This is a genomic window from Micromonospora sp. LOL_021 (assembly GCF_048060215.1).
Lineage (GTDB): Bacteria > Actinomycetota > Actinomycetes > Mycobacteriales > Micromonosporaceae > Micromonospora_E.
Map to the genome: position 1 here is coordinate 90919 of NZ_JBHMIN010000018.1, position 25222 is coordinate 116140.

18 protein-coding genes and 1 riboswitch are annotated in these 25222 nt (G+C 73.2%); of the genes, 11 read left to right on the top strand and 7 right to left on the bottom strand.

Annotated features, from left to right (window positions below; genetic code table 11):
* Positions 1–51 precede the first annotated feature (51 nt).
* A riboswitch (cobalamin riboswitch) is annotated at positions 52–182 on the bottom strand.
* Positions 183–298: 116 nt separating this feature from the next.
* The 3 genes from ACFHWT_RS14510 to ACFHWT_RS14520 are packed head-to-tail and all read left to right on the top strand — an operon-like array spanning position 299 to position 3746.
* Positions 299–1591, top strand: coding sequence for a precorrin-3B synthase (locus tag ACFHWT_RS14510; protein WP_416595117.1), 1293 nt, complete (start codon positions 299–301; stop codon positions 1589–1591).
* On the top strand, positions 1588–2226 hold the full coding sequence (locus ACFHWT_RS14515) for a precorrin-8X methylmutase (RefSeq protein ID WP_416595118.1): 639 nt from the start codon (positions 1588–1590) through the stop codon (positions 2224–2226). The genes ACFHWT_RS14510 and ACFHWT_RS14515 overlap by 4 nt, the downstream gene beginning before the upstream one ends.
* A complete protein-coding gene (locus tag ACFHWT_RS14520; protein WP_416595119.1) occupies positions 2223–3746 on the top strand; it encodes a precorrin-2 C(20)-methyltransferase in 1524 nt (507 codons plus the stop codon). Before ACFHWT_RS14515 ends, ACFHWT_RS14520 begins: the two co-directional genes overlap by 4 nt.
* On the opposite strand, the gene ACFHWT_RS14525 is transcribed toward ACFHWT_RS14520, so the two are convergent.
* The 4 genes from ACFHWT_RS14525 to ACFHWT_RS14540 form a co-directional block, all read right to left on the bottom strand.
* Positions 3734–4531 (bottom strand): cobalt-precorrin-6A reductase, encoded by a 798-nt coding sequence (locus tag ACFHWT_RS14525; RefSeq protein WP_416595120.1) that lies wholly within the window; start codon positions 4529–4531, stop codon positions 3734–3736. The genes ACFHWT_RS14520 and ACFHWT_RS14525 overlap by 13 nt on opposite strands.
* Entirely contained in the window at positions 4528–5271 is a 744-nt protein-coding gene (gene cobM / locus ACFHWT_RS14530) for a precorrin-4 C(11)-methyltransferase (RefSeq protein WP_416595121.1), read from the bottom strand. Before cobM ends, ACFHWT_RS14525 begins: the two co-directional genes overlap by 4 nt.
* Positions 5268–6497 carry a precorrin-6y C5,15-methyltransferase (decarboxylating) subunit CbiE gene (gene cbiE, locus ACFHWT_RS14535; RefSeq protein WP_416595122.1) on the bottom strand — a complete coding sequence of 410 codons (1230 nt, stop codon included), beginning with the start codon at positions 6495–6497 and terminating at the stop codon, positions 5268–5270. The genes cobM and cbiE overlap by 4 nt, the downstream gene beginning before the upstream one ends.
* Positions 6498–6573: 76 nt before the next feature.
* Entirely contained in the window at positions 6574–6981 is a 408-nt protein-coding gene (locus ACFHWT_RS14540; protein ID WP_416595123.1) for a pyridoxamine 5'-phosphate oxidase family protein, read from the bottom strand.
* A 665-nt stretch (positions 6982–7646) separates the two neighbouring features.
* Here ACFHWT_RS14540 and ACFHWT_RS14545 point away from each other — a divergent pair.
* From ACFHWT_RS14545 to ACFHWT_RS14560, 4 genes are all read left to right on the top strand, one after another.
* Positions 7647–8405, top strand: a complete 759-nt coding sequence (locus ACFHWT_RS14545) for a hypothetical protein (RefSeq protein ID WP_416595124.1) — start codon at positions 7647–7649, stop codon at positions 8403–8405.
* Positions 8406–8793: 388 nt separating this feature from the next.
* Positions 8794–10353 (top strand): hypothetical protein, encoded by a 1560-nt coding sequence (locus tag ACFHWT_RS14550; RefSeq protein ID WP_416595125.1) that lies wholly within the window; start codon positions 8794–8796, stop codon positions 10351–10353.
* The gene (locus tag ACFHWT_RS14555; protein ID WP_416595127.1) at positions 10350–11828 is read left to right on the top strand and encodes an NADH-ubiquinone oxidoreductase-F iron-sulfur binding region domain-containing protein; all 1479 of its coding nucleotides are present in this window, start codon (positions 10350–10352) and stop codon (positions 11826–11828) included. The genes ACFHWT_RS14550 and ACFHWT_RS14555 overlap by 4 nt, the downstream gene beginning before the upstream one ends.
* An 81-nt stretch (positions 11829–11909) precedes the next feature.
* Positions 11910–12482 carry a hypothetical protein gene (locus ACFHWT_RS14560; protein ID WP_416595128.1) on the top strand — a complete coding sequence of 191 codons (573 nt, stop codon included), beginning with the start codon at positions 11910–11912 and terminating at the stop codon, positions 12480–12482.
* A gap of 17 nt (positions 12483–12499) precedes the next feature.
* Here ACFHWT_RS14560 and ACFHWT_RS14565 read toward each other — a convergent pair whose 3' ends face one another.
* The gene (locus tag ACFHWT_RS14565) at positions 12500–17053 is read right to left on the bottom strand and encodes an HAD-IC family P-type ATPase (protein ID WP_416595129.1); all 4554 of its coding nucleotides are present in this window, start codon (positions 17051–17053) and stop codon (positions 12500–12502) included.
* 240 nt (positions 17054–17293) lie between these two features.
* Here ACFHWT_RS14565 and ACFHWT_RS14570 point away from each other — a divergent pair, with 240 nt between their 5' ends.
* From ACFHWT_RS14570 to ACFHWT_RS14580, 3 genes are all read left to right on the top strand, one after another.
* Positions 17294–19150: a S8 family peptidase gene (locus ACFHWT_RS14570; RefSeq protein ID WP_416595130.1), complete on the top strand. Its 1857-nt coding sequence runs from the start codon at positions 17294–17296 to the stop codon at positions 19148–19150.
* 26 nt (positions 19151–19176) lie between these two features.
* Entirely contained in the window at positions 19177–20661 is a 1485-nt protein-coding gene (locus ACFHWT_RS14575) for a hypothetical protein (RefSeq protein ID WP_416595131.1), read from the top strand.
* 221 nt (positions 20662–20882) lie between these two features.
* Positions 20883–21971, top strand: coding sequence for a trypsin-like serine peptidase (locus tag ACFHWT_RS14580; protein WP_416595132.1), 1089 nt, complete (start codon positions 20883–20885; stop codon positions 21969–21971).
* Positions 21972–22094: 123 nt separating this feature from the next.
* Here ACFHWT_RS14580 and ACFHWT_RS14585 read toward each other — a convergent pair whose 3' ends face one another.
* Positions 22095–22808 carry a methyltransferase domain-containing protein gene (locus ACFHWT_RS14585; RefSeq protein ID WP_416595133.1) on the bottom strand — a complete coding sequence of 238 codons (714 nt, stop codon included), beginning with the start codon at positions 22806–22808 and terminating at the stop codon, positions 22095–22097.
* Positions 22809–22878: 70 nt separating this feature from the next.
* Positions 22879–23067: a DUF2795 domain-containing protein gene (locus ACFHWT_RS14590; RefSeq protein WP_416595134.1), complete on the bottom strand. Its 189-nt coding sequence runs from the start codon at positions 23065–23067 to the stop codon at positions 22879–22881.
* Positions 23068–23263: 196 nt separating this feature from the next.
* On the opposite strand from ACFHWT_RS14590, the gene dnaK reads away from it, so the two are divergent.
* Positions 23264–25027 carry a molecular chaperone DnaK gene (dnaK, locus tag ACFHWT_RS14595; RefSeq protein WP_416595135.1) on the top strand — a complete coding sequence of 588 codons (1764 nt, stop codon included), beginning with the start codon at positions 23264–23266 and terminating at the stop codon, positions 25025–25027.
* Positions 25028–25222: the final 195 nt, after the last annotated feature.

Sequence of the window (25222 nt, forward strand, 5' to 3'; positions counted from 1 at the left end):
GCCCGGTCCTCCCTCGGGGTCCGCGCCCCGGGTCGTCGGTCGCGGCGACCGGAGTCTCCTGGCTCCCGGATCAACGCTCGCCCCGGCCTTCCGGCACCCGACTGAGGGGACCGTGGCCGTCGGTGGGGTCTGCTCCCCGGTGACAGTGGCGGGACCGCACCGGATTCACACCGGACTTCCTCCACTTGTCGCCGCGTCTGGCTACGAACACTGTCACGACCGGCGGACGTTTCGTCAAGGTGTGATGTATTCGCCGTGCGGCGGCCGCCGTCCGGAGACGACCCGTAGTATCCGCCGAGTGCCCGCCTTGCCATCGCCGCCCGCCCGGGGCGCACCCGATGCCTGCCCCGGCGCCCTGCACCTGCACCCGGCCGCCGACGGCCTGCTGGCCCGGATCCGCTGCCCCGGAGGGCTGCTCACCGCCGTCCAGCTACGCCTGCTGGCCGCCGTCGCCCGCGACCACGGTGATGGACATCTCGAACTGACCAGCCGGGCGAACGTCCAGCTACGCGCGGTCGCGGCCACCGCCACCGGACCACTCGCCGCCCGGCTGCGTGCGGCCGGGCTGCTACCGTCGACCGCGCACGAACGGGTCCGCAACATCCTCGGCTCCGCCCTCGCTGACATCGACTCCCCGGCGGCCTGGGACGTCGGGGCGCAGGTCCGCGCCCTCGACGCGGCGATCTGCGCGGAGCCGGACCTGGCCCGGCTCTCCGGGCGGTTCCTCTTCGCCGTCGACGACGGCGGAGGCGACACCGTCACGGCCCGAGCCGACGTCGGTCTGCTGCCCGGACCGGACGACGACGTGGCCGTGCTGCTCGCCGGTGCCGACCACGGGCTGCGGGCCGGGCCCGCCGACGCGGCACGGGCCGCGGTCGCCGCCGCCCGTGCCTTCCTGGACGATCCGGACGCGGCGGCCGGCAGCGCGTGGCGCCTCGATGATCTGACTCCGGCTGGGCTGGACCGCGTCGTGACCCGGGCCGGCACCGCACCCGGGGTGCGGCGTACCGCGCGGCGGTGGCAACAACCGCCGCCGGCCGCCGGCCCCGCCGTGCCGGTCGGGGTGCGGCACCGCCCCGACGGCGACTTCGCGCTGGTCGTGGCGATCCCGTTGGGACGGTTGACGGTCGACCAGGCCGACCTGCTCGCGGCCGCGTCGCCGCAGCTGCGGATCACGCCCTGGCGGGGAGTGGTGCTGCCCCGGGTGACCGACCCCGCCGGTTGGGCGGACCGGTTCACCCGCGCCGGGCTGGTCACCGACCCCGGCTCGCCGTGGCTCGGAGTGACCGCCTGCGCCGGGCTGCCGGGCTGCGCCCGGTCGCGGGCCGACGTGCGCGCCGAGGCGGCAGCGACGCACGCCGGGCGGCCGGCCCCGACCGGCGGTGTGCATCCATCACTGGGGCGTCGTCCCCACCTACCGGTGCACTGGATCGGCTGTGAGCGTGGTTGCGGCACTCCGGCCGGGCCGGTGGTCCGGGTGACCGCCACCGGTGCCGGGTACCAGATCGACGCCCCCGACCGGACCAGAGTCCACCTCCCGACCGGGGCCGCCCTCGGCGCGGCCGTCCAGACCGCACGTGAGGAGCCATGATGGAGCATGTCCGCGACGCGGCCGAGATCTACCGGCAGTCGTTCGCCACCATCCGTGCCGAGACCGATTTGAGCCGACTCACCGCCGAGCAGGCCCGGGTCGCGGTGCGGATGATCCACTCCTGCGGGATGGTCGACCTGGTCGACGACCTGGTCTTCTCGGCGCGGGTGGTGGCCGCCGCCCAGGGCGCGCTGCGGGCCGGCGCGCCGATCCTCTGCGACGCCACCATGGTCGCCGCCGGCGTCACCCGGCGCCGGCTGCCGGCCGACAACCCGGTGCTGTGCACCCTGACCGACCCCCGGGTGCCCGAGCTGGCCGACCGGCTGTGCACCACCCGCAGCGCTGCGGCCGTCGAGCTGTGGGTCGACCGCCTCGACGGCGCGGTGGTCGCCGTCGGCAACGCACCGACCGCGCTGTTCCGGCTGTTGGAACTGGTCGACGCCGGTGCCGGCCGCCCGGCGGCGGTGCTCGGTGTACCGGTCGGTTTCATCGGCGCTGCCGAATCCAAACAGGCCTTGATCAACCATGGTGGACTGGAACACCTGGTGGTCCGGGGACGACGCGGCGGCAGCGCGATGGCCGCCGCCGCACTCAACGCGATCGCCAACGACGACGAGGGACAGGTGGGGCGTTGAACGCGGGTCGCGGCGGAGCAGGTCAGCTGTACGGCGTCGGGCTCGGCCCGGGCGACCCGGAACTGATCACCGTGAAGGCGGCCCGGCTGATCACCGCCGCCGACGTGATCGTGCACCACAGTGCCCGGCACGGTCGCAGCGTCGCCCGGTCCATCGCCGAGCCGTACCTGCGCGCGGGACAGATCGAGGAGGCGTTGGTCTACCCGGTGACCACCGAGCGCAGCACCCACCCCGGCGGCTACCGGGCGGCGATGGACGAGTTCTACGCCGACTGCGCGCGACGGCTCGCCGCCCATCTCGACGCCGGTCGGACCGTGGTCGTGCTCGCCGAGGGCGACCCGCTGTTCTACGGCTCCTACATGCACCTGCACAAGCGGCTGGCCGACCGGTACCCGACCGAGGTGGTGCCCGGGGTCACCTCGATGAGCGGGGCGGCCGCCGCACTCGGCCGGCCGTTGGTGGAGGCCGACGAGGTGCTCACCGTCCTGCCCGGCACCCTCGACGGCGGGGAGTTGACCCGGCGGCTGGCCGAGACCGACGCCGCCGCCGTGCTCAAGCTGGGTCGGACCTTCCCGGCGGTACGCGACGCGATGGCCGCCGCCGGCCGACTCGACGACGCCTGGTACATCGAACGGGCCAGCACCGGTGGGCAGCGCGTCGCGCCGCTGGCCGACGTCGACCCGGCTACGGTGCCGTACTTCTCCCTGGCGTTGCTGGCCAGCCGGCGCGGTGGCGCCGTCGCGGCGAGCACCGCCGAGACTGACCGGTCCGGCCGGGGAGAGGTGGTGGTGGTCGGCCTCGGACCGGCCGGCCGGGACTGGATCACCCCGCAGGCCCAGGCCGCTCTCGCGGCCGCCGACGACCTGGTCGGATACGGACCGTACCTGGCCCGGGTGCCGGCCAACCCCCGGCAACGCCGGCATCCGTCGGACAACCAGGTCGAGGCGCAGCGAGCCGCGCACGCGCTTCGGCTGGCGGCCGACGGAGCCCGGGTCGCGGTGGTCTCCTCCGGCGATCCCGGGGTGTTCGCGATGGCCACGGCGGTGTTGGAGGTCGCCGCCGAACCCCGCTGGAAGGACGTGCCGGTCCGGGTGCTGCCCGGCGTGACCGCCGCCCAGGCGGTGGCCGCGCGGGTGGGGGCACCACTCGGGCACGACTATTGCGTGCTGTCGTTGTCGGACCGGCTCAAACCCTGGCCGCTGATCGAGCGGAGGCTGCTCGCCGCCGCCCGCGCCGACCTGGTGATCGCGATCTACAACCCCGCGTCGCGCAGCCGGACCTGGCAGCTGGCCCGGGCCCGGGATCTGCTGCTGGAGCACCGGTCGGCGCAAACCCCGGTGGTGGTGGGCCGCGACATCGGCGGCCCCGGCGAACGCGTCGACGTGGTGGCGCTGGTCGATCTGGATCCGGCCACGGTGGACATGCGGACCCTGCTGATCGTCGGTTCGTCGACGACCCAGGTCGACCACGGCAGGGACGCGGCACCGGTGGTGTTCACCCCACGGCACTACCCGGGCTGAGCACCTGCCGCCGTGCCGAGCCCGACCAGCCAGGTCAGGGCGGCGTCGACGTCGCTGACCGTCGGCGCGGGTGGCGCGGCGGCCCGGTCGACCATCAGCACCGGCAGTCCGAGCTCGCGGGCGGCGACGAGTTTGGCGTGCGTCTCGTCGCCGCCGCTGTCCTTGGTGACCAGCACGTCGATGGCATGCGTGCCCATGAGCGCCCGCTCGCCGTCCACGGTGTACGGCCCACGGTCGAGCAGCAGTACCCGGTCGGCGGGCAGCGGCGGCTGTGGCGGGTCCACCGTCCGGATCAGGAAGAAGATGCCGGTCAGCGGCGCGAAGGCGGCCAGGCTCTGCCGGCCGGTGGTCAGCATCGCCCGGCTGCCCAGTGTGGGCAGCGCGGCGGCGGCAGCGGTCAGGTCCGGCACCCGGTGCCAGACGTCGCCCGGTCCGGCCGTCCAGCCCGGCCGGCGCAGCACCAGCAGCGGTGTGCCGGTCCGGGCGCAGGCGGTGACCGCCGAGGTGGAGATCCGGTTCGCGAACGGGTGGGTGGCGTCGACCACCGCGCCGATGCGTTCCTCCTGTAGCCAGCGGGCCAGCCCGTCCGGTCCGCCGAAACCACCGACGCGGGTCTCGCCGTGCGGCAGCCGGGGCCGGGCCACCCGGCCGGCCAGCGAGGTGACCACCCGCGCCGTCGGGTCGGTCGACAGCGCGGCGGCGAGCCGGCGTGCCTGGGCGGTGCCGCCGAGAATGAGCACCCGGCGTCCGTCGTCCGGGCCAGGGCCGGCCCGGTGACCGGTCATTGCCGGCACCGGTCGGCGCTGTACAGGTGGCTGTCGGGGAAACCGGCCGCGCCGAGCACCGCGCCGACGACGATCACCGCGGTACGCCGTACGCCGGCGGTGTGCACCTGACCGGCGATGTCGGCCAGCGTGCCCCGCAGCAGCACCTCGTCGGGACGGCTCGCCCGGGCCACCACCGCGGTGGGACAGTCCGGGCCGTAGTGCGGTAGGAGGTCGGCCACCACCTCGTCGATGCGCTGCACGGCGAGGTGCAGCACCAGGGTGGCCCGGCTGGCGCCGAGGGTGGCCAGGTCCTCGCCCGGTGGCATGGCGGTGGAGCTGGCGGACACCCGGGTCAGGATCACCGTCTGGCCGACCTCCGGCACGGTCAGCTCCCGGCCGAGCGCGGCGGCGGCCGCGGCGAAGGCGGGCACGCCGGGCACGATCTGGTACGGCACCCCGGCGGCGTCCAACCGACGGATCTGTTCGGCGACGGCGCTGAACAGCGAGGGGTCGCCGGAGTGCAGCCGGGCGACGTCGAGCCCGGCGGCGTGCGCGGCCAGCATCTCGGCGACGATCTCGTCCAGGGTCAGCTGGGCGGTGTCGACCAGCCGGGCCCCGGGCGGGCAGTGGGCGAGCAGCTCGGTCGGGACCAGGCTGCCGGCGTACAGGCAGACCGGGCTGGTCGCGATGACCTCGCGGCCCCGGACGGTGATCAGGTCGGCGGCACCGGGGCCGGCACCGACGAATCGTATGGTCAACGGCGTTCCACCACCCACTGGGTGACGGGCATCGCCGGCCGCCAACCGGTGAAGCCGCCGACCGGCGCGGCCCGACTGATTCCAATGCGGGTCAGGTCGCCGCCGAGGCGGGAGTGCCAACCGGCGAGCAGCGCCTCGGACTCGACGGTCACCGCGTTGACCACCAGCCGGCCGCCGGGCCGCAGTGCCGACCAGGCGGCGTCCAGCAGCCCGGTGGTGGTGACCCCGCCGCCGACGAAGATCGCGTCCGGGGGGTCCAGGCCGACCAGTGCCTGCGGGGCCGCCGCGGCGACCACCGTGATGCCCGGTACGCCGAGTGTCGCCGCGTTCGCCGCGATCCGTTCAGCCCGCCGTGCATCGTGCTCCACGGCGACGGCCCGGCACTGCGGATGGGCACGGGACCACTCGATGGCGATGCTGCCCGATCCGGCCCCGATGTCCCAGAGCAGCTGCCCGGGCAGGGGACCCAGCCGGGCCAGCGTGACGGCCCGGATCTCCCGTTTGGTCAGCTGGCCGTCGTGCTGGTAGACGTCGTCGGGCAGCCCTGGCACCCGGGGCAGCGGCGGGGTGCCCGGCTCAGCCCGGCAGTCCACCGCGACGACGTTGAGCGGATCGACATCGAGGCCGCCCCAGTCCTGGGCGGTGGCCGTCCGCAGCTGCTCCCGGGTGCCGCCGAGTTGTTCCAGTACGGTCAGCGGGCTGGGTCCGTAGCCCCGGGCGGTGAGCAGGTCGGCCACCTCACCCGGGGTGGTCGTGCCGGCGCTGAGCACCAGCAGCCGACTCCCCGGGTGGATCAGGGGGTGCAGCAGCTGTACCGGGCGGCCGACGGCGCTGACCACGTCGACCTCCTCGACCGGCCAGCCGAGCCGGGCGCAGGCCAACGAAACCACCGACGGGTGGGGCACCGCCCGTACCCGGTCGGGGCCGAGTAGCCGGACCAGGGTGCCACCGATGCCGTAGTGCATCGGGTCCCCACTGGCCAGCACCGCGAGGTGCTGCCCGCGGTGTTCGTCGAGCAGCCGGGGCAGGTGGGCGAGCAATGGGGTGGGCCAGGTGCCGGTGGTCGCGGGCCGTTCAGGGGGTGGGATCAGCTCGATCTGCCGGCGGCTGCCCAGTAGCGCGGTCGCCGCGCGCAGCGCCGCCCGGGCGGCGCCGGACAGCCCATCCCATCCGTCGGCGCCGATGCCGACGACGGTGACCACGGCCGGTCCGGATCTGGGGGGCATCGTCCGACGGTATCGGTTCGCCGCACCGCTCGACATGGCCACCCCGCCGGTGGTGATCCGCGTGACGTCGCCCGGATCAGACGTTGCCTAGCCGCCGGGTGACCATGATGACCAGCACCACCCGGTCCGGGTTGGGGCGTGGCACCCGGTATCGCAGGGCGTAGCGCTGCTCCGCGTCACGGACCGTCGGCGGATCGTCGTGGAGCCGGGCCAGGCCTTCCAGCGTCGACCATCGCTTGCCGTCGACCTGGCAGACGGCCACCCGTGCCCCGGTCCCGCCGGCGGCCCGGACGTGTGCGGCCTTGCGGGACCGGGCGGAGGTGATCACCCGGGCGACGCCGCTGTCCGGGTCGAAGGTCACTCCGACCGGAACCACGTGCGGGCTTGCGTCCGGACGCAGCGTGGTCAGCGTGCACAGGTGCCGTTCGCGCCAGAATTCGCGCAGCGCGTCGCTGATCTCCGGCGCGGAAGCAGATGTCGTCACCCCTCGTATTCTGGCACGGTGGGCACCGGTGCGGCGTCCTGACGCGCCCGTGCCGGCGTCGGCAGGCCGGTGCCGGTGCCGGTGCGGGCGGTGCCGGATCGGCTGCGTTGAGTCGCGGCTCAGCAACGGGGTGCCGTACCGGCCGTCGAACCCAAGCAATTGCTAGTCCGCTACAGCGCGTCCAGTAATCCTTTTCGCAGGGTGCGCGAGTAGTGTGTGTCGGCGGGGCGGCGCGCCTTAACGTCGGTCTCCCGCAAGAGTCGGCTGCGTCGCCCCACCTTCGAAACCGGCCGTCGGCGACGGACCCGGTGGTTTCCGTCCCGGTCGCGCCCCGGTCCGGTCGACCCGGCCCGTTGCCCGTCGATCGGATGATCTGCCGACCGGGTTGAACCGTCCCCGTCGGACCGCCGTATGCATGGTCGAGACACCGGCGGAAACCGTCGACGCCTCACCGAACATTCTCCGACAGTGTCCGGTGGCCCCACGCTCGGGGCGCCGCCGGACACGGGCCGCGCGGCCCACCGGGACGCCGTCGATCGAGCGGCGCGGCTACCGGCAACTGTCCCCAGAAGGGTTGGGTTGTCAGTCCCATGTACTCGCGTTCTCCCCGGCGGAGGGTCGATCACCCGGTCGGTCCCTCGCCGTTGAACTCCCGGCGGTGGAAGGTGGCCGGCACGCTCGGCCTGGCGGCTGTGATCATGGGGGCCGGCCTCGGTCTCGCGGCGGCGGACACCTCTGCCGCCGACGACGTCGGGGTGATCGTCTGCCCGAGCGTGGTGGACCGGTTGCCGGCGGTGCCGGCGGCGGCGCGGGCCGAGGTGGACCGGGATCTGCGGGCGTTGGAGACGCAGCTGGCTGAGGCCAACGCGCGGTTGGTCAGTAGCCAGGGTCAGGGTGGTCCGAACTTCGTGGACAACGCGATTCTTGGTCCGTTGGCGAGTAAGCGGACGGCGGCGATCGAGCGGATCGCGATCTCGATCGGTCGGCAGGGGCAGCGTCCGGCCGGCCTCGAGCAGCTCGCCACCTGTGAACTCGTCGCCGCCGGCCAGGCCGGCCCAGGCGGCACCGACGACGCTGCGGCGAGCACCCCGCCGGCCGCCCCGCCGGAGGTGCCGGCCGCCGACGGCGTCGGGGTGATCGTCTGCCCGAGCGTGGTGGACCGGTTGCCGGCGGTGCCGGCGGCGGCGCGGGCCGAGGTGGACCGGGATCTGCGGGCGTTGGAGACGCAGCTGGCTGAGGCCAACGCGCGGTTGGTCAGTAGCCAGGGTCAGGGTGGTCCGAACTTCGTGGACAACGCGATTCTTGGTCCGTTGGCGAGTAAGCGGACGGCGGCGATCGAGCGGATCGCGATCTCGATCGGTCGGCAGGGGCAGCGTCCGGCCGGCCTCGAGCAGCTCGCCACCTGCGAGCTGCGGGAGAACTGACCCCAGCCGACACAGACAGGTTCCCGCCGCTCACCCGGGAACCCGCCCCTCCGGCGCCGCCCTCCTCGCGGTCGCCGGAGGGGCATCTTAATTTCGGCTTAGAATCTATTGTGACCGCACCGTGACTTTGTGTTGCTTCGAGTGTGTTTTCGCACGTGGATTGAGTGGTAGGTAGCGGGATGATTCCGGCAGACCGGTGGCGTCACAATCAAATCCCGGAGCCGTTCATCCGTCGACGCCTCAACTACGTAGATGCAGAGGGACGGCACTGGAGCGGGTGAAACGACCGGGAAGCGGTACGGTTTCTCCGGCGCCAAGCCAAGGGCAGGGCACTCGCGGTGGACCGGGCGGATGAGTTCGGCCGGTGCGGGTGTGCGGATGGCACCGAGTGGAGATCGAGGAGCAGATGGCGCGGACGAACCAGAACCAGCGACCCGCCGGCCCCAGGACCGAACTCTCCGGCGGGCGACAGCCGTCCCGCCTTTCGGTCCTGATTCTCTCGGCGTCGGTGCTGGCGGCCTTCTGGGCACTGGCGATGCTCACGTCGGCAGGTCGGGTCGCGTACGTCTACGCGTTCTTCTTCCTGGATTTCTTCGGTGGCGTCTTCGCTCTGGTGGCGCTCAGCATCACGGTGATGATCGGGCTGCTGGCGACCGACCGGATCGTGCTGCTGCCTCGGCACCGGGTGCTGCTGCAGTCGGCGCACCGCACCACCGGGATCATGGCGATCACCTTCCTGGTGCTGCACGTCATCACGCAGATCACCACCGGTGCGGTCTCCGCCGTCGGGGCGTTCATCCCGTTCCTCGGCGGCGGTCAGGCGATCTACGTGGGCATGGGCACCCTCGCGGCGTACCTCATGTTCGCCATCATGTGGACCGGCCTGGCGCGGGCCCGATGGGTCGGTGTGGGCCCGCCGTGGCTGTGGCGAGCGCTGCACAGCGGCGCCTACGTCGCCTGGCCGATCGGAATCATGCACGGACTCGGCACCGGCCGACCTCCGGCGACCTGGGTGACGCTCAGCTACGTCATCTGCCTCGTGCTGGTGGTGATCGCCCTGCTGGTCCGGTTCGCCACCGGCGTGGGCAAGAAGAAGCCGTTCGTGTCGCAGGCCACCGGCACCTCGATGAAGCCGGTCGGCAGGATGGCCGACGACTCCCGCTCGTCCGGGTCCGGATCATCACGCCGTCGGGGCAGTCGGGACGACGGAATCAGCCTGGAACCGGCGACCGCCCGCTTCACGTCGTTCGGCGACCGTGGTGCGGACATGATCGATTCATGGGCGCCGGCCGGTGCCGGGCGCGGCACGTCCACCCGGTCCGCCGACCGATACCGGGTACCCGAGGTGGGACGACCCGCGCCGCGGTCGCGTCCGGCCGCGACCGAGGACTCCCGGGAGTACCGCCGGACCGACTCCGGCCGCGGTCGCTACGCCGAGGAGGAAACCGGCTCACGTCGGCGCTACGCCGACGAGCCCGACCAGCGGCGCTACGCCGAGCCGGACGGCGGCCGGCGGCGCCAGGTCGACGACGGCGGCTACGAGCCCCGCGAGTCACGGCGTTCGGTGGCGGAGACCATCGGCTCCCGGGGCCGCTACGCCGACGACCGCCCAGTCTCCGGCTCCGGTGCCCGGAGCCGGTTCGCCGACGATCGTCCGGTCTCCGGGGCCGGCCCACGTGGCCGGTTCGACGACCGTCCGGTCTCCGCCGAGCCGGCCCGCGGTCGGGCGTCGCGCTACCGGGCCGAGCCGGATCCGGCCCCGGTGGACCGGGAGATGGATGACTACCTGCCGGCCGACGACACCCCGACGCTGGTCGACCTGGCCTCCCGGCGGGCCCAGCGGGCGGCTGCAGCGGAGTCCGCGGGTAGCCGGCGGTCCCGGCGACGTCGGGACGCGGAGGACTCCGACGACGAGTACTGGACTCAGCTTCGAGGAGAGGCGAATTGAGCACGGCATCGGTCCCGCCGGTCGCCACCGTCGGCCCGCCCCGGTTGACCGCCGGGTTCGAGGAGTTCGGTCGGCTCGATCTGCGGGCGCACGAACAGGTGCACGGCGGGGTCGGACCACTGTCGGTCGACGACCTGATGCGGTTGGCCGAAGCGATCGACCTGCGGGGACGGGGCGGTGCCGGTTTTCCGTTCCACCGCAAGGTCAAGGCGGTGGTCGAGTCAGCCGACAAGCAGGACAAACCGGTTGTCGTCGTGGTCAACGCCACCGAGGGGGAGCCGGCCAGCTGGAAGGACAAGGTGCTGCTCACCCGGGCCCCGCACCTGATCCTGGACGGTGCCGCGCTGGCGGCGTACGCGCTGGAGGCCGACGAAATCGTCATCGGTGTAGCGGACGACGGCGTCGGCGGAGCGTCACTGTCGGCGGCGTTGGCCGAACGCCGGATGCCGGTGCCGGCCAGCATCGTCACCGTTCCGCACCGGTTCATCTCCGGTGAGGGCGGGGCACTGGTACGGGGCATCAACGGTCTGCCGCACATCCCGCCCGGCGTCAAGGTCCGGGCCAGCGACTCCGGGGTGTCCGGTCTGCCGACGCTGCTGTCCAACGCGGAGACGTACTCCCAGCTCGCCATCGCCGCCCGGCTCGGCCCCTACGAGTACGGCGCGGTCGGCCTGGCCGACGAACCGGGGACGGTACTGCTGACCATTGGCGGGTCCGCCGCCCGTCCGGCCGTGGTGGAGTGCCCCGCCGGGACCCCGCTGCGGGACATCCTGGAACTGTGCGAGGCACCGGTCGGCCCGGGGTTGCTGATCGGTGGGTTCCACGGCAAGTGGATCACCCCCGAGGCGGTGTCCGTGGTCGACGTGTCCCGGAAAGGATTCACCAAGGTCGGTGGCACGATCGGCGCCGGCATCACCATCCCGCTCGGTGACAGCACCTGTCCGATGGGCGAGGTCGCCCGGGTGGTGCACTATCTCGCCGGTGAGTCGGCCGGGCAGTGCGGGCCATGTCGGCTCGGACTGCCGGACCTGGCCCGCACCGTCGATTCCCTGGTCATCGGCAGCGCGGCGGTCGACATGGTCCGGGCGGCGGCGAGTGTGGTGAAGGGCCGCGGAGCGTGCAGCCATCCGGACGGCACGTCCCGGTTCGCCATCTCGGCCCTGGAGGTGTTCACCGAGGATCTGGCCGCGCACGCCCAGGGCGACGGCTGCGGCAAGTCGGTCAAGGGTGTCCTCCCGCTACCGGCTGACGCGCCGTCCGGCGGCACCAAGCGGCTGAGCGTGGACTGGACCCGGTGCGACGGGCACGGCCTGTGCGCGCACGTGGTTCCGGAGTTCATCCGTCTCGACGCGAACGGCTATCCGGCCTTCCCGCCTTCCCCGGTGCCGGTGTGGTTGGAACCGGGTGCCCGCAAGGCGGTCAACATGTGTCCGGCGCTGGCGTTGCGGTTCGGCGAGGGCAAGGGCGGCCACTGACCGAAGCCGCCGGCCATGCTGCTTCGCAACCGGCACCGCCGGCGGCTTCCCTTCCCGGCCGGCTGCTGAGACACTGCCCTGGTGTCGAAAGATGTCGATCTGCCTCGGGTGTTGCGGCGTCGCGTCGCGGCGTGGTGGCTGGTACCGGAGCTACTGGTGCTGATGCTGCTCGCGGGGGGCTTCCACTACTCGACCGCGGCGGCGGCGCCGGTGTTGACCGAGGCGCAGCTGCGCGACGACGCCGCGCTGCGGATCGCGACCACCATCGAGCAGTCCACCGCGGACGAGCACGCCGCGCACGGTCACGAGGTCAACCCGGACGAACGGATGCTGTGCACGGCGGAGGTCTGGCGGCTGGACCCGGCCACCGCCCGTTCCGACGAGGTGGGCACGGCCTACGGCTACTACCTGTGCGCGACAGGTACGCCGGGCACGCCGTACCTGCTGTCCCGGATGAACGCCGGCCCGATCGTGGCTCGGCTCACGGATCCGCCCGAGCTGACCGTCACCCAGCTCGACCAGGACTTTCGGACCCAGGTCGAGGCGATGATCCCGGCAGAGTTCGTCGACCAGGCGTTCAAGGGTTTCGCCGACCCGCAACGGGCGGACGGGCTGCGGCAGCGCTTCGAACGCCAGATCAGCGCGGCGGCGTAGGTCGACGACTCCGGGTGTCAGACCGGGACCGGGGCGTCGGTGCCGGTCGGCCGCAGCCGGCGCACCGGGCGGACGGCCCGGCGTACCCGGTGACCGGTACCTCGGTGGGCGACATCCGTTGTCAACCGGCCCAGTCGGGTCCGGCGGAGCCGTTCGATCCGTTCCAGCGGCAGCAGCCCGAGCCCGGCCGCGGCGACCGCCGAACCGCCGACGATCGACCAGCCGACCGGTCCCAGTGGACGGCAGCCGAAGAACTGACTGACCGCTGGCGTCTGCACCACTCCGAACAACGCCCCGAGCGACACCCCGGCCGCCGCCAGCACCGTCGGATCACCCTTCGCGGCGACTGCGGTCTGCGCCAGCTGGGAGGCCACCAGCGCGGCGAGCGCCACGCTGCCGGCGCGGGTGGGGGTGCCGGTGAACCGGGCTGCCAGCCAACCTCCGGTGGTGGCCAGCGCGGTCGCCGCCGCCCGCCGAGCCACCTGCTGGTTGAGGCTGGCACCGAGTGACGACTCCGGTCCCTCGCGGGCGAGTTCGTCGGCGCTGATCCCCCGTGGCGGGCGGGACGCGACGGCGATCGCCGGCAGCAGGTCGGTCATCAGGTTGACGAACAGGATTTGCCGGGGGTTGAGTGCCTGCTGGTTGGAGATGAGCGAGCTGCCGACCGAGAAGAGGATCTCCCCGAGGTTGCCGCCGAGCAGCAGGGCGAGGGCCTCACGCACCGACACCCACATCGCCCGACCCTCGGCCACGCCCTCGGCGATGCTCTCGATCCGGCCGTCGACGACGATCATGTCCGCCGCCTGGCGGGCGGCGCTGGTGCCGTGATCGCCGAGGGCGATTCCGACGTCGGCGAGTTGGATCGCCGGGGCGTCGTTGGCGCCGTCGCCGGTCACCGCGACGACCCGCCCGGCCTGGCGTAGCGCCCGGACCACGGCGACCTTGTGGGCCGGACTGACCCGGGCGAAGACCGCTGTCCGGGTCACCAGTCCGGGCAGCTGATCCGGTCCGGCGGCGTCGATGTCCGCCCCGGTGACCACCGCACTGCCGTCGAGCAGGCCGAGTTGCGAGCCGATCGACTCGGCGGTGCTCGGGTGGTCACCGGTCAGCATCACCACGGTGATCCCGGCCCGGCGCAGCCGCCGGACGGCGTCGGCGGCGGTGTCGCGTGGCGGGTCGGCCAGGCCGAGCAACCCGTGCAGCTCCAACCGGTCGATCCGGTCGTCGTCGAGGTCCCGGCGACCGGACGCGACCCGACCGGCGACGGCGAGTACCCGCAGCCCGTCGCGGGCCAGCCCGTCGATGGCCAGGTCGATCTCGCGGCGGCCGGCGTCGTCCAGCGGCACCACGCCGTCGGCGCGGCGCCAGGTCGCGCACCGTGGCAGCACGGTCTCCGGGGCCCCCTTGACGCTGATGACGGCACCACCCGGGCAACCACCGAGCACCGCGTGGAAGCCCCGGCCCGGCTCGAACGGCAGTTCGGCGAGCGGCTCCCACCCGTCGGCGCCTTCCCGGATGCCCACCCCGGCCGAGTAGGCGCCGTCGACCACCGCCTGGTCGGTCGGGTGGGGCAGTTTCTGATCGCCGTCCGGGACCGGGGTGGCCCGCAGCGCCGCGGCCAGAACCTGTCGCAGATCGCAGCCCAGCGCGTCGACCGGCTCGGTCCGTCGGCCGTCGCAGACACCCTGCAGCCGGATCGATCCCTGGGTGAGGGTGCCGGTCTTGTCGAAGCAGATCACATCGACCCGGCCGAGTGCCTCCATCGCCCGGGGATCCCGGATCAGTACGTTGTGCCGGGACAGCCGCCTGCTCGCGCTGAGCTGGGCGGCGGTGGCGACGAACGGCAGTCCTTCGGGGATGGCGGCGACGGCGAGGGCCACCGAGGACCCGACCGATTCGGCCAGTCGGCCCCGCAGCAACCCGCTGCCGAGGGTCGCGGCGGCGGCGGCGAGCGCGGTCGGTACCGATGCCGAGGTGATCTGCCGCAGCCGGGCCTGCACCCCGCCGCGCGGGGATTCGTCCTGCACCTGGTCGACCGAGCTGCCCGCCTCGGTCGACCGGCCGGTCGCCACCACGACGGCGGTGGCCGTGCCGGCGGCCACGGTGCTGCCCGCGTACACCATGCTGGTGCGGTCGGCGACCGCGTCGGCTCCGGTGCTGTCGACGGTCTTCGCCACGGGGACCGATTCACCGGTGAGGCTCGACTCGTCCATCTCCAGGCCGTTGGCGGTGACCAGCCGACAGTCGGCGGGCACCGAGTCGCCCGCTTCCAGGCAGATGAGGTCACCGGCCACCAGGTCCTCCGCCGGGCGGACGTGCTGTTCGCCGTCGCGCTGCAGTCGTACCCGCAGGGCCCCGGCGCTGAGCAGCCGGCGCAGCGCCCGCCCGGCCGCCATCTCCTGGGCCCCGGCGAGCAACGCGTTGGCCATGATCACCGAGAGCACCATGACGGCGTCCACGGTCGATCCGGTCATCGCCGACACCCCGGCGCCGGCGGCCAACGGACCGGTCAGTGGCGTGTCCAGCTCGGCTGCGGTGGCCTGCCACAGGCCCCGTCCTGGCCCGTCGTCGGGTTGGCCACCTGACCGTTCGGCCTGCCGCTGCCGGGCCTGTACGTCGCTGAGGCCCTCGGCCGAGGAGCCGAGCCGGGTGAGCACCTCGTCTACCGGCATGGCGTGCCAGGGTGCCCGGCTGCGCGGCGCGGGTGTCGCCCGCCCGCGCAGCCCGCGGGCCGCCCGGTGCCCGATCGCCAGGTTGACCAGCCCAGCCACGTTGTCGATCAGCAACGACCGCGAGCCGCCACGGGGGCTACCGTCGAGCACGCCGAGCGCGGCGGCGGCGACGGAGCCGAGCATGGCCCGCCGGGCGCTGTCGGTGCTCACCGAACGGGCCAGCGCCGTTGCCTCCAGCACCAGCCAGGCGGTCTCCAACCCGGGTGCGCAGATCAGGTGGGCACCCCACGGTGGGCGACGGGCGGCGGCCCGGATCACCCCGATTCCGCAGTCCGCCGCGGCCAGGGCGACGTCGTTGCGGGCGGCGATCAGGGCGACCCCGTGGCCGGCCTGCTGCAGCGTCCGTACGGAGGCGGCCAGTTTCGATCCCCCGGCCACCGTCCCCGCCGCCTGGCAGCGGCTGGCGAGCGTGCTGCCGGTCGGACCGGTCGCCGGACTGCGGCCGGCCCGGCTGCGGCCCGCGATGAGCAACTGGCCGACCCGCCGGGCTGCCGTGGTGAGCGCCTCCGCCAGCGGGTCCAGCTCGGCCTCGGCGCGTACCAGGGCCGTCGGATTCCCGTGGTGGGTGAGCACCAGCAGATCGCCGCCGGGAGTCCCGGCCCGGTCGCCGTTCGGCGGGTCACCGCGGCCGAGCCGGTCCAGCAGGTCGGCTGGCAACGCGTGGGTGAGCCGGTGCGGGGCGGTCAACGCCCAGCCGTCGGTGGCCTCGTCGCCGCCCGGTCCGGCGGTGGTCGGCTGGGGCTGGTCACGGCCGTCGCCCGAATCGGTGGCGGGATCGAGCAGCCGGGCCGCGATCCGGCGGGCCCGCTCCTCGGTTCCTCTGATCGGAACCACTGCGGTGACCAGGGTACGGCCGGTGAGCAGCACCGAGGCGTCGATAATCACCGTGTCGACGCGGTCCAGCCGGCGCAGCGCGGCGGCTTCCCGCACCACCACGCCCCGCCGGGCGAGGATCCGGCCGAGCTCTCCGGAGTAGGCGTCGCGGCCGGTCCGGGCGCTGCGCGGGGACGCGACCGCGGTGACCCGGGCGGCACGCTGCCGGCCGCCCGGCAGCATGGTGAGCATTCCGGCGGTGACCAGGGTCAGCGTGCTCATCCGTTGGGCGTACCGCTCGATCGGCCCGTCCGGTAACGGTCGAGGGCGGGCCGGCGCCGGCAGCGCCGGTGCGCGACTGCTGTCCGGGTCGGGATGCAGTTCGTGGGCCCGGGCGGCCCACACCTTGTGGTATGCGGAATCCTCGGCGATCAGCGCGACCCGCAGTACGGCGTCGGTGAGGCTGGTCAGCGGGCGTTGCGAGGCCGCTGCCACGGCGGTGCTGAACAACGCCTGGCCGAGGTCGGCGCCGACCGGGCCGAGGGTACGGCGCAGCCAGGAACGCAGCTGCGGCACGTGCTCGAAGGCGGCGGGCAGCGCGGCGAGTTCGTTGGGTAGTGCGGGCAGCCGGAGTACCTTGCCGACGGCTCCGACACCGGCGCCGATCAGATCACCGGCCAGTGACACGGCGTTACCGAGGCCGGCGTCGACGTGCGTGGTGCCGGTCGCTTGCGGGGCGACGCGCCGCTCCGCGCCGGCGAGCGCGGCGACGAGCCGGGAGTCGCCGATCACCTCGGGATCGAACCGGACCACCATCCGGCCCAGCGCGCCGTTCCAGGCCGCCCAGTGCACTCCGTCGACTTCGTGCAGGGCCTGTTCCAGCCGCTGCACGTCGGCGATCACCCGACCATGGTCGTCTGTGCTGACTTCGAGATGGGCGTGGCCGTCGTAGGCCCAGGCGTGCCGGGCGTGGGCCATCCGGCGGTGCCGTACCGAGCTGATGGTGGCTGCCGGACGCTCCAGCACGGGCGTCACCTCCTTGGCGTCGGTCCGCCCCGGGGGATGACGGTCCGTGGTGGCTCTCGTCTCCTCACCGTAGGGCGGGGCGATGCGTAGCTGAGTGGGTTTCCTGTTTCCGGGGCCGGTGGCCGGTCCGGAAGTGGGCCAATCGGTCACTTTGAGTAGTTACTTCGTCGCTCTATGCTTGAGGTGGCCGCTGCGGTCATCAATCGGCCGTCAGCGGTGCTGGTGGGGGAGGGGACCGCCGTGACGCAGCCGGATGACTGGGAAAGCCGTACGCTGATCGCGCTCGCCGGCCGCCCCCGGGCCGCCCCCGGGCTCGTCACGGTGCTGCGTGAGGTGGCCTTCCGGTACGGTGACCGGCTCGGCGACGCCGAGCGTGCCGACCGCGACGGCGAACCGCAGTGGCACCGCCGGGTCCGGCAGGCGTTGGACCGGCTGCGCGCCGCCAACCTGGTCACCGGTGGCCGGACCTGGTCGTTGACCGACGCCGGTCGGGCGCGGGCTACGCTGTTGGCCGGCCACGGGGCGTCGTCCGTGCCGGTACCCGACGGGCCAGCCGCCACCGCCGCCACCGGCGGCAACGACACCGACGGTGCGTCCGGTCCGGGCCGTCCAGCGCCGCTCGCCGCGCCCGGAGTGATCACCGATCCGTTGCGGGCGGTCACTGGGCGGCAGCGCCTCGGCTTCCCGCTCGGCCCGGACGAGCCGATGCCGGTGCTGGTCGCGGTCAACCTGCACTTCGCCGGCGGACCGCAGCGCGCCACCGAGCAGTTGGCCGGACTCTGGTTTCGGGTCACCGCGGGTCGCCATCCCCGGCCGCTGGCCGGCGAGTACGTCGTCGGGGAACTCAGCGTCAACCAGATGAAGCGGCTGGTAGCGGCGGACACCGTCGTCGGCGATCCGGATCAGCGCAGCGTGCACCGGATCTGGCCGGACTTCCCGGTCCGGCCGCAGATCGACGTCTCGGCGGCCACCATCAAGGCGGACGCGGCCCGGCGGACCTTCAACGCCACCGGCGAACGGATCGTCTGGGCGGTGGTCGACTCGGGTATCGACGCGCGGCACCCGCACTTCGCCAGCTACGCGACGCTCAGCGCACCCGAGGTCCGCGACCTGCACCGCAGCTTCCCGCCCGGGGCACGACCCCGGGCGCGCGACGCGCTGACCGACGACAGCGGCCACGGTACCCACGTCGCGGGGATCATCGCCGGCGGCGTCGACGACTGGGCGCGCCGGCATCCGCAGCGGACGGTACGGGTGATCGAGCACCGCTACGACATCGACGATCCGGCCGTGCCGGTGCCGGTGTCACGCCCGGTGGTCGACCCGGCCTCGATGGTCGGCGTCGCGCCGCTGACCAGGTTGGTCAGCCTGAAGGTGCTGCACGGTGGGGGTGATCTCACCGAACGGGTGTCCCGGGTGATCGCCGCGCTGGCCTACGTACGCGAGGTCAACGCGCGCAGCGACCGGGTGATGCGCATCCACGGGGTCAACCTCAGCGTCGGGTACGAGTTCGATCCGGAATGGTTCGCATGTGGCCAGTCCCCGCTCTGCCGGGAGGTGGACAAACTTGTCCGGTCCGGGGTGGTCGTGGTGACCGCCGCCGGGAACTCCGGGTACGGCGCGGTGGGCGCGCCGTTCGGCGTACCGTCACGGTTCGCGCTGGGTGCGACGATCAACGATCCGGGCAACGCCGAGCGCGCGATCACGGTCGGGTCGACGCACCGCGACATGCCGCACACCTACGGGGTGTCCTACTTCTCCTCGAAGGGTCCGACCGGCGACGGCCGCCGTAAGCCGGACCTGGTCGCTCCGGGCGAACGGATCGCTTCCTGCGCCGCGGGTGCCCGGCTGACCACGACCCAGGCCGGCGGCTCGGATCCGCGCGCAGCGGTCTACCTGGAGGAGTCCGGGACGAGCGTGGCGGCGCCACATGTTTCCGGTGCGGTCGCTGCGTTCCTGTCCGTGCGTCGGGAGTTCATCGGCCAGCCGGAGCGGATCAAGCAGATCCTGCTCGACACTGCCGTGCCGCTCGGCCGCGACCGGCACTTCGAGGGCCACGGGCTGGTGGACCTGATGCGGGCACTGCAGTCGGTGTGACCACGGGTGGCGGCGGAAGGGGCCCGATGACGGACCGACGGATTGGCGGTCTTCCATGGTGGGAGCTGCGCTTCGACGCCGCAGGGGATCCGGACCCGGTGTCGGTGACCGGTCTACTGTCCGGTGCCCGTGCCCGTGGCGTCACCGATCTGGTGGTGCTCGCGCATGGCTGGAACAACGCCCGGGATGTCGCTGACACGCTCTACGCCGCCTTCTTCAACCTGCTCGCCGGCCAGGCCCGGCGGGCGGGACCGTGGGCGGAGAGTCTCGGGCTGGTCGGCGTGCACTGGCCGGCACGCCGGTGGCCCGACGAGCCGGCACCGGACTTCGAGCCGGTCGGCGCGGCCTGTCCCGGTCCCGGCCCGGCCGGGCTCACCGGTGCCCGTGCCGGGGCAGGTCCGCTCGGCCGGCGTCGCGGCGCGGACCGTCCCCGACCGGCGGATCTGGACGACGAGACGCTGAACGTGCTGCGGGCCACCTTCCCCGCTGGCGCGCCGGCCCTGGACCGGATGGCGCACCTGCTACGCACCTCGCCCACCCGGGCCCGGGCACGGGCCTTCGCCAACGAGCTCCGCCAGTTCGCGATGGTGACCGTCGACGGCTGTGGCGACGACGGCGACTCGGTACCGACCAGCCCGGACCTGGCGAGGGCTGGGAGACCTGTGAACGGTCCGGCTCCGGCCGGGCCCGCACCGGCGCTGCCCGCGATGCTCGACGTGGATCCGGTCACGTTGTACGCCCGCTTCCTCGACGAGCTGCGCCGCTGCCACACCCCACTGGACGCGGCGGCGGTCGGCGGCGCGGCCGGCCTGGTGGATCCGCTGCGCGGAATCTGGAACGGGGCCAAGGAGGCGCTGCGGCAACTGACCTACTGGCAGATGAAGGGCCGGGCCGGCCGGGTCGGGCGGGTCGGCCTGGGGCCGGTGCTGGCCCGGCTCGCCGCGGTGGCGCCGTCCGTGCGGATCCACCTGGTCGGGCACAGCTTCGGGGCCCGCCTGGTCAGCTTCGCCGCCGACGCGGCGCAGCCGGCGGTCGGGGGCGCGGATCGCCCGGTGCGGTCGTTGACCCTGCTGCAAGGGGCGTTCTCCCGGTTCGCGTTCGCCCCGGCACTGCCGTTCGATCCGGTCCGGTCCGGTGCCCTGGCCGGGCTGCCGGCCCGGATCGACGGGCCGGTCTCGGTCTGCTTCTCGACCAACGACTCGGCCCTGGGCGTGTTCTATCCGCTCGCCTCGCTGGCCGCCGGGGACGACGCCGCGGCGACCCCGGCGCTCGCCGAGCGGTGGGGGGCACTCGGCTTCCACGGTGCCACCGGCGTTGGTGCCCGGTCGTTGCCACTGGCGGCGGCAGGTCATGGCGGCAACCGACTGGAGCACCGGCGGGTCCACAACGTGGACGCCACCGCCGTCGTTCGCCGCGGTGGGCCACCGGCCGGCGCGCACAGTGACATCGTCCATCCGGAACTCACCTGGCTGGTCCTGGCGGCCGGCGGGCTGGTGCCGCCACCGCGCTGAGTGAATGATTGTCACGTAGGTGGGTCATCGTCAACCGCACTCAGTGTCAGTTCCTGATTTGCTTCTACATAGCTATCCAGCTAGGCGGGTGTCTGTCAGCTGCGTGACTAACTCTGGGTAGTCATGTGGACGCGGCTCGGTGCTGACTTTGTCCCGTGTGTGTTACATGCTGTGGGGGCACCGCATCGATTCAGATGCACCCACCGACGAAAGGCCACCGCATGTCCTCACCACACCTGCGCCGGTCCGGGGTCGTCGCGCTCGCGACGCTGCTCGCAGCGGTGGCGCTGGTCGCACCGCGACCGGCCGCCGCGGCACCACACAGTGGCCTCGGGGCGGTCACCACCGCCGAGGCACCGGTGTTCGACGGACGGCACAGCGGCGCCGCCGCCGATCGGCAGCGGGTCCGGGACTACTGGACCCCGCAGCGGATGCGCGACGCACGGCCCGCCGACGAACTGCTCCGCGACCTGTCGCCGCCGGCGCACCGGGGCACCGCGCCGCAACCCGGGCGGCAACCGGCCGGCACCGTCGCTCCGGTAGCCCCGCACCGGCCGGTTCCGGCGGCACCGGCCGCCTCGGGGAAGTCCACCGCGGCGGGTGAGTCCACCGGCGACAGCGCGGCACCAGGCGGTGCGCTGGCCGTCAACGCCTCGGCCAGCGTCGGCAAGGTCTTCTTCCGCAATCCGGTGAATGGCTACGACTACGTGTGCTCCGCGGCGACGGTCAACAGCGCCTCCCGGCTGCTGGTGATGACCGCCGGGCACTGCGTACACGGCGGCAGCGGCGGCACCTGGATGCAGAACTGGACCTTCGTCCCGCGCTACAACTACGGGGCCCGGCCGTACGGCACCTGGTCGGCGAAGTACCTGACCACCTTCACCGCCTGGGCGAACAACAGCAACCTGGACCGTGACGTCGGCTTCGTGACCGTCCGGCCCAACGCCGCCGGCCAACGGATCGTCAGCGTCGTCGGCGGCAATGGCCTGTCCTGGAACTACAACTACCAGCAGTACGTCACGATCCTGGCCTACCCGGCCGCGGCGCCGTACGACGGTGGCTGGCAGCAGTACTGCCGGGGCACCACCAGCCGGCCCGGGTTCTGGCCGTTCCTGGAGAACCGCATCCAGTTGCGGTGCGGCTTCACCGGCGGATCTAGCGGTGCGCCGTGGCTGCGCAACTACGACGACAGCCTCGGTTACGTCAACGGCGTGATGAGCACGCTGAACCCGAGCACCGGGTGGAACAAGAGCCCGTACTTCGACACTGCTGTCTACAACGCCTACGCGTCGGTCGCCGACCGGGTCTGACCCGGCCGCTGGCGACGTCTCCCGGAGGTCCGTCCGACGCGGCGGTCCGTCCGACGCGGCGGCCCTCCCGGCCGGAACGGGCACAGCCTGTTCCGGCCGGGTTCGACCGTGCCCCGTCGGCGACTAGTCGAAGAACCGGGCGAGGTGACCGGGTGACGGGTCGGGATCGTTCGCACGGGCGGCGACCAGATCGGCGAAGACCGTGGCCCCGTCGCAGGAGGCGTGCTGGGGATACCAGCGTCCGGCAGTCGCCGGCTGCTGGCAGATGCCCTTGATCGTCTGCAGGTCGAAGAACCGCAGGTGGGTCGGATCCGCCACCGCGTTGACATGCCGCCACCACGGCGAGAGCACATGCAGCACACCGCCGGGGCGCAGCACCCGGTGGCACTCGTCGATCAGGCGCAGGTAGTCGGTCAGGTGCTCCAGCACGTGCACCGCGAAGATCTGATCCGCCGCGTCGTCGCGCACCGGCAGGCCATCGCGCAGATCGGCGACGACCGCCACCGCCTTGCCCGGTCGCTGGTCCAGGCCGATGTTGCCGGGGTACTGCGGGCCGTCGCCGCAGCCGATGTCCAGGATCACCGGCTCGGCGCCGGCAATCCGGACGCGATCCCAGACCCCGTGCACCCCCGCCAACCGTCCGATCGCCTCGCGGACCCGACGCAACTCCGCCTCGTCGGCGACGTCGCCGGTCAAATGCGCGACGCCGCCGTCGAACCGGACCTCGACGTCGAGGTCACACAGTCGGGGATCGGCAGCCAGCAGATCGACGGCGGTGGCGGTCAGATAGCCGTCGTGCACCCGGTGCCGGGTGCTGGAGAACTCCGCGTAGAACACCCGACGCCGGTACCCGGCCCCGACCGGACGAAACGCGGAACGTCCGCACCGCCCGTCGCGCGTCGCAGGGTCAACCGGGTCGGCCGAGCTCGGCCAGCAACTGCTCGGCGTTGACGAACCGCTCGGCGGGCAGCGCCCGGAGCGCCTGCAGCAACGCGGTGTCCGCGCCGAGTTCCTGTGCCCGCCGGACCAGGTCCTCGCGGGAGAGCGGGAAGTCCAGCCCGCCGACGTAGTCGGGGAGCCGTGGTGCGTCGGTCATGGCGGCAGCGGTACCCGGCCCCGGGCCGGTCCACGCCTGTCCGGCGGGCATCAGGTGACCGAAACCCGGTCGCGCGCCCGGCCGTCACCGGGCCCAACTCACTCCACCCGGGTGACGCGGTGTCATCCGGGCGGCTGCCACGATCACTAACAGCTCAACCGGCCCGCGCCGGACGCCGGTACGAGGGGGGACGGTCATGCCGCGCGCAGTGGGAATCGACCTGGGCACCACCAACTCGGTCATCGCCGCGGTCTCGGGGGGCCGGCCCACGGTCGTACCGAACGCGACCGGGTCGCGGACCACTCCGTCGGTGGTGGCGTTCACCGAGGCCGGTGCCCTGCTGGTCGGTGATGCCGCCTGCCGGCAGGCGGTGCTCAACCCGCAGGGCACCGTCCACTCCGCCAAACGTTTCGCCGGGCGGCGTTACGACGAGGTCGGCCGGGAGGCCGCCGAGGTGGTGTTCGACGTGGTCGGTGACGGCGGTCTGGCCCGGTTCGACGTCAAGGGCCGCCGGTACGCTCCGGAGGAGATCAGCGCGCTGGTGCTGCGCAACCTCGTCGACGAGGCGGCCAGGACGCTCGGTGAACGGATCGACCGGGCGGTGGTGACCGTACCAGCGCATTTCGACGATGCCCAGCGCACCGCGACCCGCGAGGCCGGCCGACTCGCCGGCCTGGAGATCCTGCGGCTGATCAACGAACCGACGGCTGCCGCGCTGGCCTACGGGCTGCACCTGCGCCAGCGGCAGACGATTCTGGTGGTCGATCTTGGCGGTGGGACCTTCGACGTCAGCGTGCTGACCGCCGGTGACGGCACGGTCGAGGTCCGCGCCGCCGCCGGCGACACCCACCTGGGCGGTGACGACTTCGACCACCGTTTGGTGGAACACCTGGTCGCCGAGTTCCACCGGGACCACGGCATCGACCTGGCGGCGGACCCGCAGACCCGGCGGCGGGTGGTCGAGGCGGCACGGCGGGCCAAGGAGGAGCTGTCCGCGGTCACCGAGGCGGAGGTCAACCTGCCGTTCGTCGCGTCCGACGCCGCGGGTCCCAAACACCTGCGGACGCTGATCGACCGGCCGTCGTTCGACGAACTCACCGGTGACCTGGTGGAACGCTGTCGCAATCCGGTGGAGCAGGCGATGCGGGACGCGCGGGTCGCCCCGGCGGACCTCGACCAGGTGCTGATGGTCGGTGGTGCGACCCGGATCCCGGCGGTGCGCGACCTGCTGCGCCGGCTGGCCGACGGTCAAGAGCCGCAGTTGCTGATCAACGCCGACGAGGTGGTAGCGCTCGGCGCCGCGGTGCAGGCCGGACTGCTCATCGGTACGGGCGGACCCGCCCGGTTGCGTGACGTCACCCCGCTCGCCCTCGGACTGCAGGCACACGACGGGACGATGGCGACGATCATCGAGCGCAACACCGCCATCCCGGTCCGCCGGACCCAGGTCTTCTCCACTGCGGAGGATGGCCAGACCAGCGTCGATCTCGTCGTCCGGCAGGGCCAGCGTCGACGGGCAACGGACAACCGGGTTCTCGGGTGGTTCCGGTTGTCCGGGATCCGGCCGGCGCCGCGTGGAGTGCCCCGGATCGAGGTCACCATCGACACGGACGCCGACGGAATGGTGACGATCTCGGCGCGTGACGCCGACGGCGGTAGCCGTCAGTCGATCGTGGTGACCGAGATCGTCGAGCCACGGTCGCCGGCGGGCGACGCCGGCCCGGTGGCCGCCGCCACCGACCCAGCCGGGGATCTGGAGTCACTGATCGAGCTGGTCGAGCGGGAGCTGACCGGTCCGGCCACCAGCGTGCCGGCCCACGAGCGCACCCGGGCCCGGATGCTTCTCGACGACGCCGGGGGCGCGTTGCGCGAGCACGCTCCGGTGGAGCGGCTGCGGACACTCGCCGCAGAACTGCGACAGGTCGCCGCCGTGTTCGTTCCGGCGACTCCTGGTGCCTGACTAACCAGCGGTTCAGTCAGTCGCCCGGCCGCGGCGGGTCAGCCGCGGCCGAGTCGATCGTCCGTTGCCGGCGGTTCGCCGCGGCACTGCCGAACTGCCGGGTGCCGGCGGCGCGGGCGGCCCGTCCGCGCGGTCCGCGTCGGGCAGGTGCTGTCCGACGCCGCTCAGGTCCATGCCTGGCGCAGCGCTACCGCC